Origin of the sequence: Pseudomonas sp. ANT_J12, assembly GCF_008370045.1 — a bacterium.
In the GTDB taxonomy this organism is placed as follows: Bacteria; Pseudomonadota; Gammaproteobacteria; order Pseudomonadales; family Pseudomonadaceae; genus Aquipseudomonas.
In genome coordinates this window covers 1,027,244-1,044,574 of record NZ_VOBN01000001.1, presented here as the reverse complement: position 1 = coordinate 1,044,574, position 17,331 = coordinate 1,027,244, and the positions used below count along the sequence as shown (strand labels likewise).

General features: G+C 59.3%; 14 protein-coding genes. 2 read left to right on the top strand and 12 right to left on the bottom strand.

Annotation, left to right across the window (positions count from 1 at the left end; translation table 11 throughout):
* Positions 1-227: 227 nt before the first annotated feature.
* From FQ192_RS05090 to FQ192_RS05075, 4 genes are read right to left on the bottom strand one after another with little or no spacing between them, the layout of a single operon-like run.
* Entirely contained in the window at positions 228-1,385 is a 1,158-nt protein-coding gene (locus FQ192_RS05090) for a betaine/proline/choline family ABC transporter ATP-binding protein (RefSeq protein ID WP_149657621.1), read from the bottom strand.
* A complete protein-coding gene (locus FQ192_RS05085) occupies positions 1,382-2,035 on the bottom strand; it encodes an ABC transporter permease (RefSeq protein WP_149657620.1) in 654 nt (217 codons plus the stop codon). The genes FQ192_RS05090 and FQ192_RS05085 overlap by 4 nt, the downstream gene beginning before the upstream one ends.
* A 12-nt stretch (positions 2,036-2,047) precedes the next feature.
* Entirely contained in the window at positions 2,048-2,941 is an 894-nt protein-coding gene (locus FQ192_RS05080; protein ID WP_149657619.1) for a glycine betaine ABC transporter substrate-binding protein, read from the bottom strand.
* A 20-nt stretch (positions 2,942-2,961) separates the two neighbouring features.
* Positions 2,962-3,678: an ABC transporter permease gene (locus FQ192_RS05075; protein WP_054049992.1), complete on the bottom strand. Its 717-nt coding sequence runs from the start codon at positions 3,676-3,678 to the stop codon at positions 2,962-2,964.
* Between the two features lie 366 nt (positions 3,679-4,044).
* On the opposite strand from FQ192_RS05075, the gene FQ192_RS05070 reads away from it, so the two are divergent.
* Both FQ192_RS05070 and FQ192_RS05065 read left to right on the top strand, forming a co-directional pair.
* Positions 4,045-5,628, top strand: a complete 1,584-nt coding sequence (locus FQ192_RS05070; RefSeq protein ID WP_149657618.1) for a peptide chain release factor 3 — start codon at positions 4,045-4,047, stop codon at positions 5,626-5,628.
* A gap of 387 nt (positions 5,629-6,015) precedes the next feature.
* On the top strand, positions 6,016-6,273 hold the full coding sequence (locus tag FQ192_RS05065; protein WP_149657617.1) for a hypothetical protein: 258 nt from the start codon (positions 6,016-6,018) through the stop codon (positions 6,271-6,273).
* A 106-nt stretch (positions 6,274-6,379) separates the two neighbouring features.
* On the opposite strand, the gene FQ192_RS05060 is transcribed toward FQ192_RS05065, so the two are convergent.
* The 8 genes from FQ192_RS05060 to FQ192_RS05025 form a co-directional block, all read right to left on the bottom strand.
* Positions 6,380-7,360, bottom strand: coding sequence for a peptide ABC transporter ATP-binding protein (locus FQ192_RS05060; RefSeq protein ID WP_149657616.1), 981 nt, complete (start codon positions 7,358-7,360; stop codon positions 6,380-6,382).
* Positions 7,360-8,328, bottom strand: coding sequence for an ABC transporter ATP-binding protein (locus FQ192_RS05055; protein WP_123598728.1), 969 nt, complete (start codon positions 8,326-8,328; stop codon positions 7,360-7,362). The genes FQ192_RS05060 and FQ192_RS05055 overlap by 1 nt, the downstream gene beginning before the upstream one ends.
* A 10-nt stretch (positions 8,329-8,338) precedes the next feature.
* Positions 8,339-9,250, bottom strand: a complete 912-nt coding sequence (locus tag FQ192_RS05050; RefSeq protein ID WP_149657744.1) for an ABC transporter permease subunit — start codon at positions 9,248-9,250, stop codon at positions 8,339-8,341.
* Between the two features lie 13 nt (positions 9,251-9,263).
* Positions 9,264-10,274, bottom strand: coding sequence for an ABC transporter permease subunit (locus FQ192_RS05045; protein ID WP_054049982.1), 1,011 nt, complete (start codon positions 10,272-10,274; stop codon positions 9,264-9,266).
* 74 nt (positions 10,275-10,348) lie between these two features.
* Positions 10,349-11,944, bottom strand: a complete 1,596-nt coding sequence (locus FQ192_RS05040; protein ID WP_149657615.1) for an ABC transporter substrate-binding protein — start codon at positions 11,942-11,944, stop codon at positions 10,349-10,351.
* Between the two features lie 78 nt (positions 11,945-12,022).
* A complete protein-coding gene (locus tag FQ192_RS05035) occupies positions 12,023-13,441 on the bottom strand; it encodes an OprD family porin (RefSeq protein WP_149657614.1) in 1,419 nt (472 codons plus the stop codon).
* A gap of 171 nt (positions 13,442-13,612) precedes the next feature.
* On the bottom strand, positions 13,613-15,214 hold the full coding sequence (locus FQ192_RS05030) for an ABC transporter substrate-binding protein (RefSeq protein WP_149657613.1): 1,602 nt from the start codon (positions 15,212-15,214) through the stop codon (positions 13,613-13,615).
* 297 nt (positions 15,215-15,511) lie between these two features.
* The gene (locus FQ192_RS05025) at positions 15,512-17,137 is read right to left on the bottom strand and encodes an ABC transporter substrate-binding protein (protein WP_149657612.1); all 1,626 of its coding nucleotides are present in this window, start codon (positions 17,135-17,137) and stop codon (positions 15,512-15,514) included.
* Positions 17,138-17,331 lie beyond the last annotated feature (194 nt).

Here is a 17,331-nt window from a genome sequence, read left to right as displayed (position 1 = left end):
TGCGTGGGAATGCATCAACAGACGCTCCGCGTCTCAAAGGGCGGACGCAGAGCGTCCCGGGCGGCATTCCCACGCAGAGCGTGGGAACGATCAATTTGAGGTGTTTCAAGGGGATTTGTGGTGCCCCATTCGCGGGCAAGCCTCGCTCCTGCAGGTTTTCGGTATGCCGTGATGTTGCGTACGACACCGCACCTGTAGGAGCGAGGCTTGCCCGCGAAGGCGTCAGATCAGGCGACCGCAGCCTCAGCCGGCGAAACAATGCTGGTCTTGCCGCCACGGGACTTGCCGGAGCTCAGGTACTCGGCAATCGATTCCTGGGTCACTTCTCCCAGGAACACCCGCTCGGCATCCATCACCGGCAACCACGAGCGGTTGAACTCGTACATGCGCGACAGCAGGATGCGCAAATGCTCGTCGAACGCGGCGGTGGCGTTGAACTCGCGCAGGTATTGCGCGCACGTACCGGCCTGACGGTGCAGGTCGCGACGTCGTACATAACCCAACGCCTTGTTCTCGCCATCGGTGACCACCACATAACGACGGTCCAGTTCGTCCATCAGCTCCAGGGCCTCGGCCACCGGGGTTTCCGGGCTCACCGACGGCGCGTTGTCCGCCGCGTCTTCGGCTTTCACCAGCAACAGACGCTTGAGGGTGCTGTCCTGGCCGACGAAGTTGCTCACAAAGTCGTCCGCCGGGTGTGCCAGCAGGGTGTCCGGGTGGTCGATCTGCAACAGCTTGCCGGCGCGGAAGATCGCAATCTTGTCGCCCAGCTTGATCGCTTCGTCGATGTCGTGGCTGACCATGATCACGGTCTTGTTCAGCGCGCGCTGCATCTCGAAGAACTCGTTCTGGATCATCTCGCGGTTGATCGGGTCGACCGCGCCGAACGGCTCATCCATCAACAACAGCGGCGCATCCGCCGCCAGTGCCCGGATCACGCCGATCCGCTGCTGCTGGCCGCCGGACAACTCACGCGGATAGCGATTCAGGTACTGCTTGGGTTCGAGCTTGATCATGCTCATCAACTCGCGGGCGCGGTCGTGGCATTTCTGTTTGTCCCAGCCCAGCAGGCGCGGAACGATGGTGATGTTTTCCTCGATGGTCATGTTCGGGAACAGACCGATCTGCTGGATCACATAACCGATGTTGCGACGCAGGGTCACGGCGTCGAGGTCGGTGGTGTCTTCGCCGTTGATCAGGATCTTGCCGGATGTCGGCTTGATCAGGCGGTTGATCATCTTCAGCGTGGTGCTTTTGCCGCAGCCCGATGGCCCGAGGAACACACAGATTTCGCCTTCATTGACGGTCAGGCTTACCGAGTCCACGGCTTTCACATCTTTGCCGTTGCTTTGGAAGGTCTTGCTGAGGTTTTGAAGTTCGATCATTTGAGCAGTCCTTTAGGAGTCAGCGTGCGTTGCAGCCATTGCAGAAGCAGGTCGGCGAAGATGGCCAGGAGACTGACCAGCACGGCGCCGACGATCAGCATCGACATGTCGCTGCGGCTGATTGAAGCGAGAATAAGTACACCGAGGCCACCGGCACCGATGGTCGCGGCGATGGTCATGACACCAATGTTCATGACCACGGCGGTGCGCACACCGGCGAGGATCACCGGCACGGCAATCGGCAGTTCAACCATGCGCAGGCGCTGGCCGAAGGTCATGCCGATGCCGCGGGCGGCTTCGCGAATGCCCGGTTCGACGCCGGTCAGGGCGAGGTAGGTGTTACGCATGATCGGCAGCAGCGAGTACAGAAACACGGCGGTGATCGCCGGCATCGGGCCCAGGCCCTGGCCGAACTTGGAGTAGAACGGCAGCAACAGGCCGAACAGCGCAATCGACGGCACGGTCAGCAGCACCGTGGCGCTGGCCTGCAAGGGACCGGCGAGCGACGGGAAGCGCGTCATCACGATGCCCAGGGGCACGCCGACGAGGATCGCCAAGGTCACGGCGATGCCGACCAGGGTGATGTGCTGCCAGGTCAGGTGCAGGACCTGCGGCCAGTCGAGATGGGAAAAGGCGTTCAAAAATTCCATGTCTTCTCCTCCTCAGTTGATCGGATGCTGACGCAGGAAATCTGCGGCAACCGATGAAGGGCTTTCGTGATCGACATCGACCCGCGCATTCAGCGCACGCATGGTGGCGTCGTCGAACAGTTCAGCCAGTGGCTTGAGTTCTTCGGCAAGATTCGGGTGAGCGTCGAGGTAAACCTGACGCACCACCGGCGCGGCGGTGTAGTCCGGGAAGTAGTGCTTGTCGTCTTCGAGCAGTTTCAGCTTGAAGGCGTTCAAGCGACCGTCCGTGGTGTAAACCAGACCGGCAAACACCTGGCCATTACGCAGGGCGGTGTAGACCAGACCGGCGTCCATCTGCCGGATGTTCTTGCGGGTCAGGTTCATGCCGTAGAGGTCGACCATGCCGTCCAGACCGTCGGAACGGTTGGCAAACTCGGTGTCCAGGGCCACGAGGTGATTGGTCTTCGCCTCAGCCTGCAGCACCGTGTTCAGCTCGCTGATGGTGTTGATCTGCGGATAGGCCTGCGCGGTTTTCTCCGGCAGGGCCAGGGCGTAGGTGTTGCTGAACTTCGACGGTGTCAGCCAGACCAGGCCTTTTTTCGCGTCGAGTTCTTTCACCTTGGCGTAGGACTGAGCGCTGTCGAGCTTGTCAGTGATGTGGTTGTAAGCCACCAGCGACACGCCGGTGTATTCCCACATCAAATCCAGCTGGCCACTTTCGTGGGCGCTGCGGGCCAGGTTGCTGCCCAGACCGCCGGTCACCTGGGTGTCGTAACCCTTGGTGCGCAGGTATTGGGAGGTGATTTCCGCCAGCAGGGTTTGTTCGGTGAACACCCGGGCGCCGATGCGGATCACGGGTTTTTCAGCGGCTTGGGCAAATCCTGCAAACAGCAGGGCGCAGCCTATTAGAAAGCTTAATTTCTTCATAAAAATTCCTTTGCCGAGGCTTAAGACGGGCGTAGGCCGCGTTCGAGCCAGAGGCGGCTGGCGAGTGTCACCAGGCCGTCGAGCAGCAAGGCCAGCAGGGCGGTGCAAGCCGCGCCGAGCAGCAGTTGCGGCTGATTGTTCAGGGCGATGCCGGGGAAAATCAGGCTGCCCAGGCTATTGGCGCCAATCAGGAATGCCAACGGTGCGGTACCGACGTTGATCGCCAGGGCCACACGCACGCCACCGATGATGATCGGTACCGCGTTCGGCAGTTCGACCCGCCACAGCACTTGCGTTGGCGTCATGCCGATGCCGACGGCCGCTTCTTTCAGCGAACCCTGGACGTTTTTCAGGCCTTCATAGGTGTTGCGCACGATCGGCAACAGCGAGGCGAGGAACAGGGCGAAGATCGCGGGGCCGCTGCCGATGCCCAGAATCCCCAGGGCGATGGCCAGTACGGCGAGAGGCGGCACGGTGTTGCCGATGTTGAAGATCTGCATGAAGCGTTCAGCGCGGCCCACCATGGTCGGGCGGCTGAGGAAGATACCGGCGGGGATGCCCACAACGAGGGCGGCCAGCATGGAAACAAGGACGAGAATCAAGTGAGCTTGCAGGTAAAACAACAAATCGTCGCGGTAATGTTCGATCGTGTTGATGCCAATCCAATGGACCAGCAGGGCCAGGAGTGCGACGACAACCGCACCTCCTATAAGCCCCTTGCCATAGCGAATCGCCACAGGCGGACTCCTTTTTTTTCTTGGTCGGCGAACGCAGTCCTTTGTGGCAATGCCATCACTGGCTGCCGGGATATCGACGTTCGCGAGAAGCAGCTCTTCATGCTGGTAAAACCGCATGAGATCGAGCCATAAGCGCAGCCTCGTCAGGCTAACTTGCTGATTTATCAGCCCCTGATACGAGTGCCGTAACAGGGGAGTGGACGTCTGCACCTTTTAAAAGGTTCCATAATTAGCAGCAATTAGCCACCCTTGATCTCCCAACGGTCCCGTTAATCGCCATGGGCGACTGGGCGAGCGGTGGTCCGTGACGCTCGGTTTGCGCTATACTCGCCGCCCTTTTTTGAATCACCTGCCAGGCGATTTCCCATGACCAAACAGGCCGCCGAAGTCGCGAAACGCCGCACTTTCGCCATTATTTCCCACCCCGATGCCGGTAAAACCACCATCACCGAGAAGCTCTTGCTGATGGGCAAGGCGATTGCGATTGCGGGCACGGTGAAATCACGTAAATCCGACCGCCATGCAACGTCCGACTGGATGGAAATGGAAAAGCAGCGCGGTATCTCGATTACCACGTCGGTCATGCAGTTCCCGTATCGCGACCACATGATCAACCTGCTCGATACCCCGGGCCACGAAGACTTCTCCGAAGATACTTACCGCACCCTGACGGCAGTGGACTCGGCGCTGATGGTCCTCGACGGCGGTAAAGGTGTTGAGCCTCGGACCATCGCGCTGATGGACGTCTGCCGTCTGCGGGACACGCCGATTGTCAGCTTCATCAACAAACTCGACCGTGACATCCGCGACCCGATCGAACTGCTCGACGAAATCGAAGCCGTCCTGAAGATCAAGGCTGCACCGATCACCTGGCCGATCGGTTGCTACCGCGACTTCAAGGGTGTTTATCACCTCGCCGACGACTACATCATCGTGTACACCGCCGGTCACGGCCACGAGCGCACCGATGTGAAAATCATCGAGAAGCTCGACTCCGACGAAGCCCGCGCGCACTTGGGCGACGAATACGATCGCTTCGTCGATCAACTGGAACTGGTGCAGGGCGCCTGTCACGAATTCAATCAACAGGAATTCCTCGACGGCCAACTGACACCGGTGTTCTTCGGGACTGCATTGGGCAACTTCGGTGTCGATCACGTGCTCGACGCCGTGGTCAACTGGGCGCCGAAACCTCTGGCCCGTGTCGCCAACGAGCGCACCGTGGAACCGGTTGAAGAGAAATTCGCCGGCTTCGTGTTCAAGATCCAGGCGAACATGGACCCCAAACACCGCGACCGCATCGCCTTCATGCGTATCTGCTCCGGCAAATACGAAAAAGGCATGAAGATGCGCCACGTGCGCACCGGCAAAGACGTGCGGATCGGCGACGCGCTGACCTTCTTCTCCTCCGAACGTGAGCAACTGGAAGAGGCTTTCGCCGGCGACATCATCGGTTTGCACAACCACGGCACCATCCAGATCGGCGACACCTTCACCGAAGGCGAAGCCCTGAGCTTCACCGGCATCCCGCACTTCGCCCCGGAACTGTTCCGCCGCGTGCGCCTGCGCGATCCGCTGAAATCCAAGCAACTGCGCCAGGGCTTGCAGCAATTGGCCGAAGAAGGCGCGACCCAGGTGTTCTTCCCGGAGCGCAGCAACGACATCATCCTCGGCGCCGTCGGTGTGCTGCAGTTCGACGTGGTCGCCAGCCGCTTGAAAGAGGAATACAAGGTCGAGTGCTCCTACGAGCCGATCACCGTGTACTCCGCGCGCTGGATCGATTGCGACGATAAGAAGAAGATGGAAGAGTTCAAGGTCAAGGCCGTGGAAAACCTCGCCATCGACGGCGGCGGTCACCTGACCTACCTCGCGCCGACCCGGGTCAACCTGGCGCTGATGGAAGAGCGCTGGCCGGACGTGAAATTCCGTGCGACCCGTGAGCATCATTAAGGTCTGATGGCTGTACCCAAAACCCCGTTGCGAAAGCTGCGGGGTTTTTTATTACGCAAAGGAAAAATCCCCCCTATGTTGATCGTTCCCACGCTCTGCGTGGGAATGCAGCCCGGGACGCTCCGCGTCCCAAGAGCGGACGCAGAGCGTCCATTGAGGCATTCCCACGCGGAGCGTAGGAACGATCAAAGTATCGAGCTCTGAAATTGCTGTTCGGCATAGTCCCTATTCCAAACCAATCTGCCCATTAACGGCAATTCCCACCTTCCGTCAGCGTCCTATCTGGAGAACCCGGCCGATCGGAACTAGATTTCATTCAGCGCCACGGCACTCGGGTCATGCGCCGTCAGGCACTTATGCTGCATCTCAGAAAGGATGGAATCGGCTATGAGCATTTTTCAACGCATTGTGTTGCTGCTGAAGGTTTTGGTGATGCTGTCCGTCGGCATGTCGGCGGCGTGGGCGGATTGCCCGGCCCATGGTGAGCAGGCTTCAAGCGGGCAGGTGGTGCACACGGGCATGATGATCGCTGCGGACGACTCCGAGGGCGGTGATAAGGGGCAGGGTGGCAGCGCCGGTGATGACGACTCGACCACCGATGAGCCGGATACCGACGATGACGAAGAAGGCGACAGCCAGACCTAAACCGCAGGCAAAAGAAAACCCCTTCCACCGGACTGATGCGCAATCCAGGTAGAAGGGGTTTGGTCAACTCATCAAAAGCGCGCCCCGTTGAAAGAGGCGCGTTTTTTTATGCCGCGCCGTCGAGGAATTGCTCGGCGTAGTGGCAAGCCACTTGGCGGCTGTCGAGCAGGCGCAGAGCCGGCTCTTCAGTGCTGCAACGCTCGGTCGCGTACGGGCAACGCTTGTGAAACGCGCAACCCGACGGCGGATTCAGCGGATTGGGCAATTCGCCGACGATCTTGATCTTCGGCTTGTTCGGGTCCGGGTGAATGGTCGGGGTGGCCGACAGCAACGCCTGGGTGTACGGGTGCAGCGGACGCTCGTAGATGTCGCTCTTCGGGCCCATTTCCACCGGGCGACCGAGGTACATCACCATCACGTCATCGGCCACGTGCTGGACGACGGCCAGGTTGTGAGAGATGAACACGTAGGCGGTGTTGAACTCTTGCTGCAAATCCATGAACAGGTTCAGCACCTGGGCCTGGATCGACACGTCCAGCGCCGAGGTCGGTTCGTCCGCCACCAGCACTTTCGGTTGCAGCATCATCGCGCGAGCCAGGGCGATCCGCTGGCGCTGACCGCCGGAGAACATGTGCGGATAACGCTGGTAGTGCTCAGGACGCAAGCCCACCTGCTTCATCATCGCCTGGACTTTTTCGCGACGTTCGGCGGCGGAGAGGTTGGTGTTGATCAGCAGCGGTTCGCCGAGTTGGTCACCGACTTTCTGCCGTGGATTCAACGAGGCGTACGGGCTCTGGAACACCATCTGCACGTCTTTGCGCAGTTGCTTGCGTTGCGCCTTGTCGGCGCCGGTCACTTCTTGTCCGGCGATTTTCAAGGAACCGGAGGACGGCTCCTCGATCAGCGTCAGGGCCCGGGCCAGGGTGGATTTGCCGCAACCCGATTCGCCCACGACCGCGAGGGTCTTGCCGGCTTCCAGTTCAAACGACACACCGTTCAGGGCGCGCACGGTCGCATGGCCCTTGAACAGGCCACGGGACACTTCGTAGTGACGGGTCAGGTCGCGGGCGGTAAGTACGACGGCCATTACGCCACCTCCTGATTCAGCGGGTAGAAGCAGCGGGCGAGGCTGTTGCTTTTCGGGTCAAGGCCAGGACGTTGCTGGCGGCAGGAATCCTGCACGTACGGGCAACGCGGCGACAGCAGGCAACCCTGCGGACGGTCATAACGACCGGGAACGATACCCGGCAGCGTGGCCAGGCGCGTGGCGCCGAGGCTGTGTTCCGGAATCGCCTTGAGCAGCGCTTCGCTGTACGGGTGCGCCGGAATGTCGAACAGTTGTGGCACCTGACCGACTTCCACCGCTTGGCCGGCGTACATCACGCACACGCGCTGAGCGGTTTCGGCTACGACCGCGAGGTCGTGAGTGATCAGCACCAGGCCCATGTTCTGCTCTTTCTGCAAGGCCAGCAGCAGGTCCATGATCTGGGCCTGAATGGTCACGTCCAACGCGGTGGTCGGTTCGTCGGCGATCAGCAATTTCGGTTCGCCGGCAATCGCCATGGCGATCGCGACACGCTGGCTCATACCGCCGGACAGTTGATGCGGGTAGGCCTCCATGCGGCTGGCGGCGCCCGGGATTTCCACTTTTTCCAGCAGCTCGATGGCACGCTTGCGCGCTTGCTTGCCGGACATTTTGAGGTGCAGGCGCAGCACTTCTTCGATCTGGAAGCCGACGGTGTAGCTCGGGTTCAGCGCGGTCATCGGGTCCTGGAACACCATGGCCAGGTCTTTGCCGACAATCTGCCGACGCTGACGGTTGCTGAGCTTGAGCATGTTCTTGCCGTCGAAATTCAGGGCGTCGGCGGTGACGATCCCTGGATGTTCGATCAGGCCCATCAGCGCCATCATGGTCACGGATTTACCCGAACCCGACTCGCCAACGATGGCCAGGACTTCGCCCTTGTCCACGGTAATGTCGAGCCCGTCGACCACCGGAACGGCGTTCTTGTCGCCAAAGCGAACGTTGAGATTCTTGATTTCTAACAGTGACATTTGAATCTCCTCAGGCGGCGTTCTTGAGTTTCGGGTCCAGCGCATCGCGCAGACCGTCGCCCATCAAGTTGATTGCCAGCACGCTGAGCAAAATGGTCAGACCAGGCAGGCTTACCACCCACCAGGCGCGTTCGATGTAGTCGCGAGCCGAAGCCAGCATGGTGCCCCACTCAGGGGTTGGCGGTTGTACGCCAAGGCCCAGGAAGCCCAGGGCGGCGGCATCGAGAATCGCCGAGGAGAAGCTCAAGGTCGCTTGTACGATCAGCGGCGCCATGCAGTTGGGCAGCACGGTGACGAACATCAGGCGTGGCAGGCCGGCACCGGCGAGGCGCGCGGCGGTCACGTAGTCGCGGTTCAGTTCGCCCATCACCGCAGCGCGGGTCAGACGGACATAGGACGGCAACGAAACCACGGCGATGGCAATGATGGTGTTGATCAGGCCAGGGCCGAGGATGGCGACAATCGCCACGGCCAGCAGCAGGGACGGCAGGGCCAGCATGATGTCCATCAGGCGCATGATGGTTGGACCAAGCACCTTCGGGAAGAACCCGGCGAACAGACCCAGCAGGATCCCCGGAATCAGCGACATCACTACCGACGACAAGCCGATCAGCAGGGACAGGCGCGAACCGTTGATCAGGCGCGACAGCAGGTCGCGACCCAGTTCATCGGTGCCGAGCAGGAACTGGATTTGCCCGCCTTCCAGCCAGGACGGTGGGGTCAGCAGGAAGTCACGGTATTGCTCGCTCGGGTTATGTGGGGCAACCCATGGCGCGAAGATCGCGCAGAAAATCACCAGCAGCATGAACAGCAGGCCGGCGACGGCACCTTTGTTCTTGGAGAAGGCTTGCCAGAATTCTTTGTACGGAGACGGGTACAGCAGGCTTTGATCGACTGCTGCCGCTGGAATTTGAGTGGTCATGGTCATGAGGATCTCAGCGCTGGTGACGAATGCGTGGGTTGGCAAAGCCGTAGAGGATGTCCACTACGAAGTTGACCAGAATCACCAGGCAGGCGATTAACAGGATGCCGTTCTGCACCACGGGATAGTCCCGTGCGCCAATGGCTTCGATCAGCCATTTGCCGATGCCGGGCCAGGAGAAAATGGTTTCGGTCAGGACCGCACCCGCCAACAGCGTGCCGACTTGCAGGCCGACCACGGTCAGTACCGGGATCAGCGCGTTGCGCAGGCCGTGCACGAACACTACGCGCGCCGGCGACAGGCCTTTGGCACGGGCGGTACGGATGTAGTCTTCACGCAGCACTTCGAGCATCGACGAACGGGTCATCCGCGCGATAACGGCCAGCGGGATGGTGCCAAGCACGATGGCCGGCAGGATCAGGTGATGCAGGGCATCGAAGAACGCACCGACGTCATCGGCCAGCAAGGTGTCGATGAGCATGAAACCGGTGCGCGGCTCGATGTCGTACAGCAGGTCGATCCGCCCGGACACCGGGGTCCAGCCCAGGGACACCGAGAAGAACATGATCAGGATCAGGCCCCACCAGAAGATCGGCATCGAATATCCCGCCAGGGAGATGCCCATCACCCCATGGTCGAACAGGGATCCTCGCTTGAGTGCCGCGATCACCCCGGCCAGAAGGCCCAGGATGCCGGCGAACAACAGCGCGGCCATGGACAGTTCCAGGGTCGCAGGGAATAGAGAGCTGAACTCGGTCCAGACGCTTTCACGGGTACGCAGGGATTCGCCAAGGTCGCCGTGGGCCAACTTGCCGATGTAATCCAGGTATTGGGCATACAGGGGTTTGTTCAGACCAAGGCGTTCCATTGCCTGGGCGTGCATTTCGGGGTCGACCCGACGTTCGCCCATCATTACTTCCACGGGGTCGCCCGGAATCATGCGAATCAACGCGAAAGTCAGCAGGGTGATGCCGAAAAACGTGGGGATCAACAACCCCAGTCGGCGGGCAATAAAACTAAACATCTTGTGTGCTACCTCATCAGCCGGTTAGGCGTGCCCGGTGTTTCTGGGATCAGAGACACCGGGCGTTTTCTTATTTACTTCACCTGAGTGGTGGCGAAGTTATTCGTGGTGAGGGGGCTAATGTGATAGCCCTCTACGTTGTTGCGCATTGCGGTAAACATACGGGTGTGGGCCATGCTGATCCACGGTTGGTCCTGGTTAAAGACTACCTGGGCTTGTTCGTACAGCTTGGCGCGTTCGGCCGGATCTACTTTAGCGCGGGCTTCGTCGATCAGCGCCTGGAATTTCTCGCTGCACCAGCGCGCGTAGTTTTCGCCGTTTTTGGCTGCCTCGCAACTGAGCATAGGCGTCAGGAAGTTATCCGGGTCGCCGTTGTCGCCCGCCCATCCGGCGGAAACCATGTCGTGCTCGCCGTTTTTGGCGCGCTTGAGCATTTCGCCCCATTCCATGACGCGAATGTCGATCTTGATCCCGACCTTGGCCAGGTCAGCCTGCATCATCTGCGCGCCGAGCATCGGGTTCGGGTTGGTCGGACCGCCGCCGTTACGGGTGAACAGGGTAAACGTGGTGCCTTCCGGTACGCCGGCTTCCTTGAGCAGGGCGCGCGCCTTGTCGAGGTCACGTGGCGGGTTCTTCAGGTCGTGGTTGTAACCCAGCAGGGTGTCCGGGTACGGGTTGACCGCGACCGTCGCATTGCCTTTGCCAAACAGCGCATTGACGTAAGCGGCCTTGTCGAACGCGATGTCGATGGCTTTGCGCACCCGCACGTCGCTCATGTACTTGTGGGTGGTGTTCATGGCGATGTACGACACGGTCATCGCGTTCAGTTCATCGACTTTCAGGTTGGTGTCTTTCTTGATGCTCGGGATGTCATCCGGTTTCGGATACAGCGCGATCTGGCACTCGTTGGCCTTGAGCTTTTGCAGGCGCACGTTGTTGTCGGTGGCGATGGCCAGGATCAGCGCTTCTGCCGGTGGCTTGCCACGGAAGTATTCCGGGTTGGCCTTGAAGCGGACTTGAGCGTCCTTGGCGTAACGCTGGAAGATGAACGGGCCGGTGCCCACTGGCTTGTTGTTCAGATCGCCGGTCTTGTTGGCCTTGAGCAACTGGTCAGCGTACTCGGCGGAGTAGATCGAAGAGAAGGCCATGGCGATGTCGGCCAGGAACGGCGCTTCGCGACGGGTCAGCGTGAACTTGACTGTGTTGTCGTCGACTTTCTCGACGCTTTTGAGCAGTTCCTTGAAGCCCATGCTTTCAAAGTACGGGAAGCCCACGCTCGACAGTTTGTGCCACGGGTGATTCGGGTCCAGCTGGCGCTGGAAGCTCCAGACCACGTCGTCGGCGTTCATGTCGCGGGTCGGCTTGAAGTATTCGGTGGTGTGGAACTTGACGCCTTTGCGCAGGTGGAACGTGTAGCTCAGACCGTCTTCGCTGATGTCCCAGGAATCGGCCAGTGCCGGAACCACTTCGGTGGTGCCGGGCTTGAAGTCCGCCAGGCGATTGAAGATGGTTTCGGCCACCGCATCGGCTGTGACTGCAGTCGTGTACTGGACCATGTCGAAGCCTTCCGGACTGGCTTCGGTGCAGACCACCAAGGGTTTGGCCGAGACGCCAACAGCGACACTCAGCAACGCGGCAGCGATGGCCGCACGTAGGGGAAGCATTTTCATCAAGAACCCTCTGCAATCGGTTGAACAGATAAAAACCGAACGGCCGACTCATCTTGAGTCAGCCGTTGGCGTGCGTTTTTACAGAATGTTGAATGGGATGGTGGTCACGAGACGGAACTCGTTGAGGCTGCCATCGGCCTGGTTTTCGCTGGCGCGGTGGGCGGTGTAGGTCGCGCGGATGGTGGTCGCTTTAAGCGGGCCGCTCTGCACGGCGTACGAAGTACCGATGCCATATTCGTAATGGTGTTCGCCGTCCATCGCCCGCACGCTGTCGTACTCGCCACCTTTATAGTGAGTACCGTCGATGCCCCAGCCGCGAGCCTGGTAGATGTTGAACTTCAGGCCAGGAACGCCGTATTCGGCCATGTTCAGGCCGTAGGCGATCTGGAAGGATTTTTCGTTCGGGCCGTTGAAGTCGGACAGCAGGGAGTTGGCCAGGTAGATGCCGTTGGTTTCGTGCAGGTAGTCGAAGTATTCGTTACCGTTCACTTCCTGGTACGAGAAGGTCAGGCTGTGGGCCTGGTGGGTCAGGCCCAGCGACAGCGAGTAAGTGTCGTTGTCGATCTGGCCGAGCTTGGCTTTGCCTTCGTCAACGGTCTTGTAGTAGTTCAGGCCGGTGGTCAGGCTCAGCACCGAGCTGTCACCCAATACGTGGCTGGCGCCGAAGTAGTACTGGTTCCACATGTCTTCGGCCTGGGTGCCCCACAGGCTGGTGGTCAAGCTGGCGAACGGCTGGTAGGTGATACCGCCGGTGTATACGTGATCGACCTCAACGAGGTGGTCGGCGTATTCCGCGCGGAATTTACGCTGGCTCTCTTCTGTACGCGGTGAGTTGCGATCAAAGGCGGCCAGGTCAAACGACAGGTTTTCCAGTTCTTCACTCTTGATCGCCACACCTTCAAAGCTTGAAGGCAGTGGACGGTTACCGATGACATCGACCATCGGGCTGCTGAAGTTCATGCGGCCGGCGGTCAGCGTGGTGTTGGAGAAACGGGCCTTGACGTTGGCCAGGCCGAGCTTGCTCCACTGCCCCTCGGCGTCGCCGCCATTTTTAGTCAGGGTACGGTTATTGCCGAGACCGCCAACACCGGGAATGGGTGCGCCGCCATTGGCAGATGCCAGATCCTTGCGGTCACGATCCAGGGCGATAGCGTTGTAAGCCGCGACTTCAGTACTGAAGCCGACAGTACCCTCAGTGAAACCCGAGTTGTACTTGATGATCGTGCCCTGGACCCAGTTGATACGACGATCCGTTTCCTTCAGTACGCCGTCTTCCTTGTAACGGAGCTTGGCGCCACGCTTGAACTGTTCGTTGGCGTACCAGTTACGCGTGGTGCCGCTGATCGATTGACCTTCGACAAAGCCCGTGGCTTCGCTTTGGGCACTTTTCTCTTTCACGGTAACCGGGGTGAACGCCTGACTCTGGGTTTCTGCGTAAGCCGTGGCGGTTACGCTGCTGATGGCCAAGGCCAAAATCGCGGTGCTGCTCAGTTTCATGGGTGAAGCTCCTTTCTTTCTTTTTTTTAATGCCGGTCTTTTTTGGTGATCCGACTATTTGGTTGAACTCATTCAAGGCATCGCAAACGTTTGCTCCAGGCCTGTTTGGCGAATTACGGCAATACGCTTGCGTGAGGACAGAATCCGTCCTCAGCGTTTCAGGCTTATCGGTTATTGATCGATGCTGACACCCGAGAACACGTTGCGACCAAAGGGGCTTACCTTGAACCCTTCGATTTTGGCGCTTAACGGTTGGTTGACCGTCGAGTGAGCAATAGGCGTGATCGGCACTTGCTGCTTAAGCAATTGCTGCGCCTGTTTGTAAAGCACGGTGCGTTGGTCACGATCGGTGACGACCTTGGCCTGCTTGACCAATTTGTCGTAAGCCGGATCGCACCACATGGAGTAGTTGTTGCCGCCGATGGCGTCACAGCTGTACAGCGTGCCGAGCCAGTTGTCCGGGTCCCCGTTGTCACCGGTCCAGCCGATCAGGCTGACGTCGTGCTCGCCATTCTTGGTGCGCTTGATGTACTCGCCCCATTCGTAGCTGACGATGTTGACCTTGAGGCCGATCTTCGCCCAATCCGCCTGGAGCATTTCGGCCATCAACTTGGCGTTGGGGTTGTACGGGCGCTGGACCGGCATGGCCCAGAGGGTGATTTCGGTGCCTTCCTTCACGCCGGCAGCCTTGAGCAATTCCCTGGCTTTTTCCGGGTTGTAGGCGGCGTCCTTGATGGTGTCGTCGTAGGACCACTGGGTCGGCGGCATGGCGTTGACCGCCAACTGCCCGGCGCCCTGGTACACGGCGTTGAGAATGCTTTGCTTGTTCACCGCCATGTCCAGCGCCTGACGCACTTCGAGCTGGTCGAACGGTTTGTGCCGCACGTTGTAGGCGATGTAGCCAAGGTTGAAACCCGGCTTCTCGATCAGCTTGAGTTTCGGGTCGTTCTTCAGGGCGGTCACATCGGCAGGGCGCGGATGCAGGGTGATCTGGCACTCGTTGGCCTTGAGCTTCTGCACCCGCACCGAGGCGTCGGTGTTGATGGCGAAAATCAGGTTGTCGAGCTTGACCCGGCTCGGGTCCCAGTACTGCTTGTTGCCGCTGTAGCGGATGTTGGAATCTTTCTGGTAGCTCTTGAACACGAACGGCCCGGTGCCGATCGGCTTCTGGTTGATGTCGCTGGGCTTGCCGTCGGCCAACAGTTTGTCGGCGTATTCGGCCGACAGGATGGCGGCGAAGCTCATGGCGAGGTTCTGGATGAACGCGGCGTCGACGCTGTTGAGCGTCATGACCACGGTCAGCGGCCCGGTCTTTTCGACCTTGGCGATGTTCTTGTTCAGGCTCATCCCGTTGAAATACGGGAACTCGGTGGGGTAAGCCTTACGGAAAGGTTGCTGCGGATCGAGCATGCGGTTGAACGTGAACAGCACGTCATCGGCATTGAAATCACGGGTTGGCGTGAAGTAGGGCGTGGTGTGGAACTTCACCCCTTCGCGCAGGTGGAAGGTGTACGTGAGGCCGTCTTCGGAAATATCCCAGCGAGTGGCCAGGCCCGGAACGACGTTGGTGGCGCCTTTTTCAAACTCTGCCAGTCGGTTGTACAGCGGCTCGGCGGCGTCGTTGTCGGTCGCAGTGGTGTACTGCGCCGTGTCGAAACCGGCGGGGCTGCCTTCAGAGCAGAACACCAGGCTGTTGTTGGCGGCCTGGCTGATGGAAGTGGCGGCCAACAGGCCGGTGCCCAGCAATGCGGATAAAACCAAGGTATGGCGCATGACGCTCCCTCTTTTAGTGTTTAACAATGAGCCGCCGTCCCGTCCGGGGACGTGGAGACTTCATTGATCTCAAACCATGTGCAGCAAACCGAGGGCCCACGCATGAACTGGTCAGAACCCGACGGTAGGGGCCGTGGGTCTGGCAGTAAATGCGGAAAGGCCTGAAAAACGCGTAGGAAAAGCCGACACGTCCTTAACCTCTGCTGTGGTACGCAGCGGATTTGGCTGTCAGTAAATTCCTACATTCCCGGCAGATAAAAGCAGCGGCGACGTTAAACACGTCGCCGCTGCCAAATCTTATTTGCTAACGCTGACGCCGTAGAAGGAGTTCAAGCCGAATGGGCTGATCTTGAAGTCCTGCACGGTTGTGCGCATGGGTTGATACACCGTCGAGTGTGCGATAGGTGTCATTGGAACTGCATCTTTGAGGACGTGTTGCGCCTCTTTGTACAGTTCGGTGCGCTTGCCCTGGTCGGTCGTGCGCTTGGCTTCTTTGACGAGGCCGTCGAACTTCTTGTCGCACCACTTGGAGAAGTTGTTGCCGCTCAGCGAGTCGCAGCCGAACAGAACGTTGAGCCAGTTATCCGGATCACCATTGTCACCGCTCCAGCCAATGATCATGGCCTGGTTCTCGCCGCCTTTGGAACGCTTGATGTACTCGCCCCACTCGTAGCTGGTGATCTTCACGTTCAGGCCGATTTTCTTCCAGTCGGACTGCAGCATTTCAGCCATCAGCTTGGCGTTCGGGTTGTACGGACGCTGTACCGGCATCGCCCACAGGACGATCTCGGTGCCTTCCTTGACGCCGGCTTCCTTGAGCAGCTCTTTGGCTTTCTCAGGGTCGTACTTGGCGTCCTTGATGGTGGTGTCGTAGGACCACTGGGTCGGCGGCATGGCGTTGACGGCCAGTTGACCCGCGCCCTGATAAACCGAATCAATGATCTGCGGCTTGTTGACGGCCATGTCCAGCGCCTGACGGACGCGCAGGTCAGCCAGCGGGTTCGGCTCGTTGCTGCCCTTGACCTTGTCCATCACGTTGTAGGCGATGTAGCCCAGGTTGAAACCAGCCTGGTCAGGCATTTTCAGGGTTTTGTCTTCTTTCAGCGCTTTCAGGTCGGCTGGACGAGGGAACAGGGTGATCTGGCACTCGTTCTTCTTCAGCTTCTGGATGCGCACCGACGGGTCGGTGGTGATGGCGAAGATCAGGTTGTCGATCTTGACGTCGTCAGGCTTCCAGTAGTCCTTGTTCCCGGTGTAGCGGATGTTGGAGTCTTTCTGGTAGCTCTTGAACACGAACGGGCCAGTGCCGATCGGCTTCTGGTTGATGTCCGCAGCCTTGCCTTCCTTGAGCAGCTGGGCAGCGTACTCGGCGGATTGCAGGGAAGCGAAGCTCATGGCCATGTTCTGGATGAACGCAGCATCCACTTCTTTCAAAGTGAACTTGACGGTGTGGTCGTCGACTTTGTCGATCTTGGTGATGTTGGTGTCCATCCCCATGTCGGTGAAGTACGGGAATTCGGTCGGGTACGCTTTGCGGAACGGATCATCCTTGTTAATCATGCGATTAAAGGTGAACAGCACGTCGTCGGCGTTGAACTCACGAGTGGGCTTGAAGTACGGGGTGGTGTGGAACTTGACGCCTTCACGCAGGTGGAAGGTGTACGTCAGGCCGTCCGGGGTAATGTCCCAGCTGGTCGCCAGACCAGGAATGACAGCGGTGCCGCCACGTTCGAACTGAGTCAAACGGTTGAACATGGTTTCTGCAGAGGCGTCGAAGTCGGTTCCGGTGGTGTACTGACCAGGATCAAAACCGGCCGGGCTCCCTTCGGAGCAAAACACCAGGTTAGTCGCCGCTTGGGCGAAAGGTGCGGCAGCTAACAAGCTGGCGCCGACTAAAAACGGAATGACCGCGTGTTTAAGCATGGTGGCCTCATGATTTGTTGTCATTTTTGGAATTAGAGGACGACCTCGTGAGTCGTGCCTGCGGATACTTATGCAGGGGCCATACCCATTGCAAGATCCAGAACGGCCACAAGTCTTAAACAGTGGCACGAACGTACCTTAATGTCGCATATGTATAAATATTGACGCATTTGACCGTTTGCGCACGTTTTTTA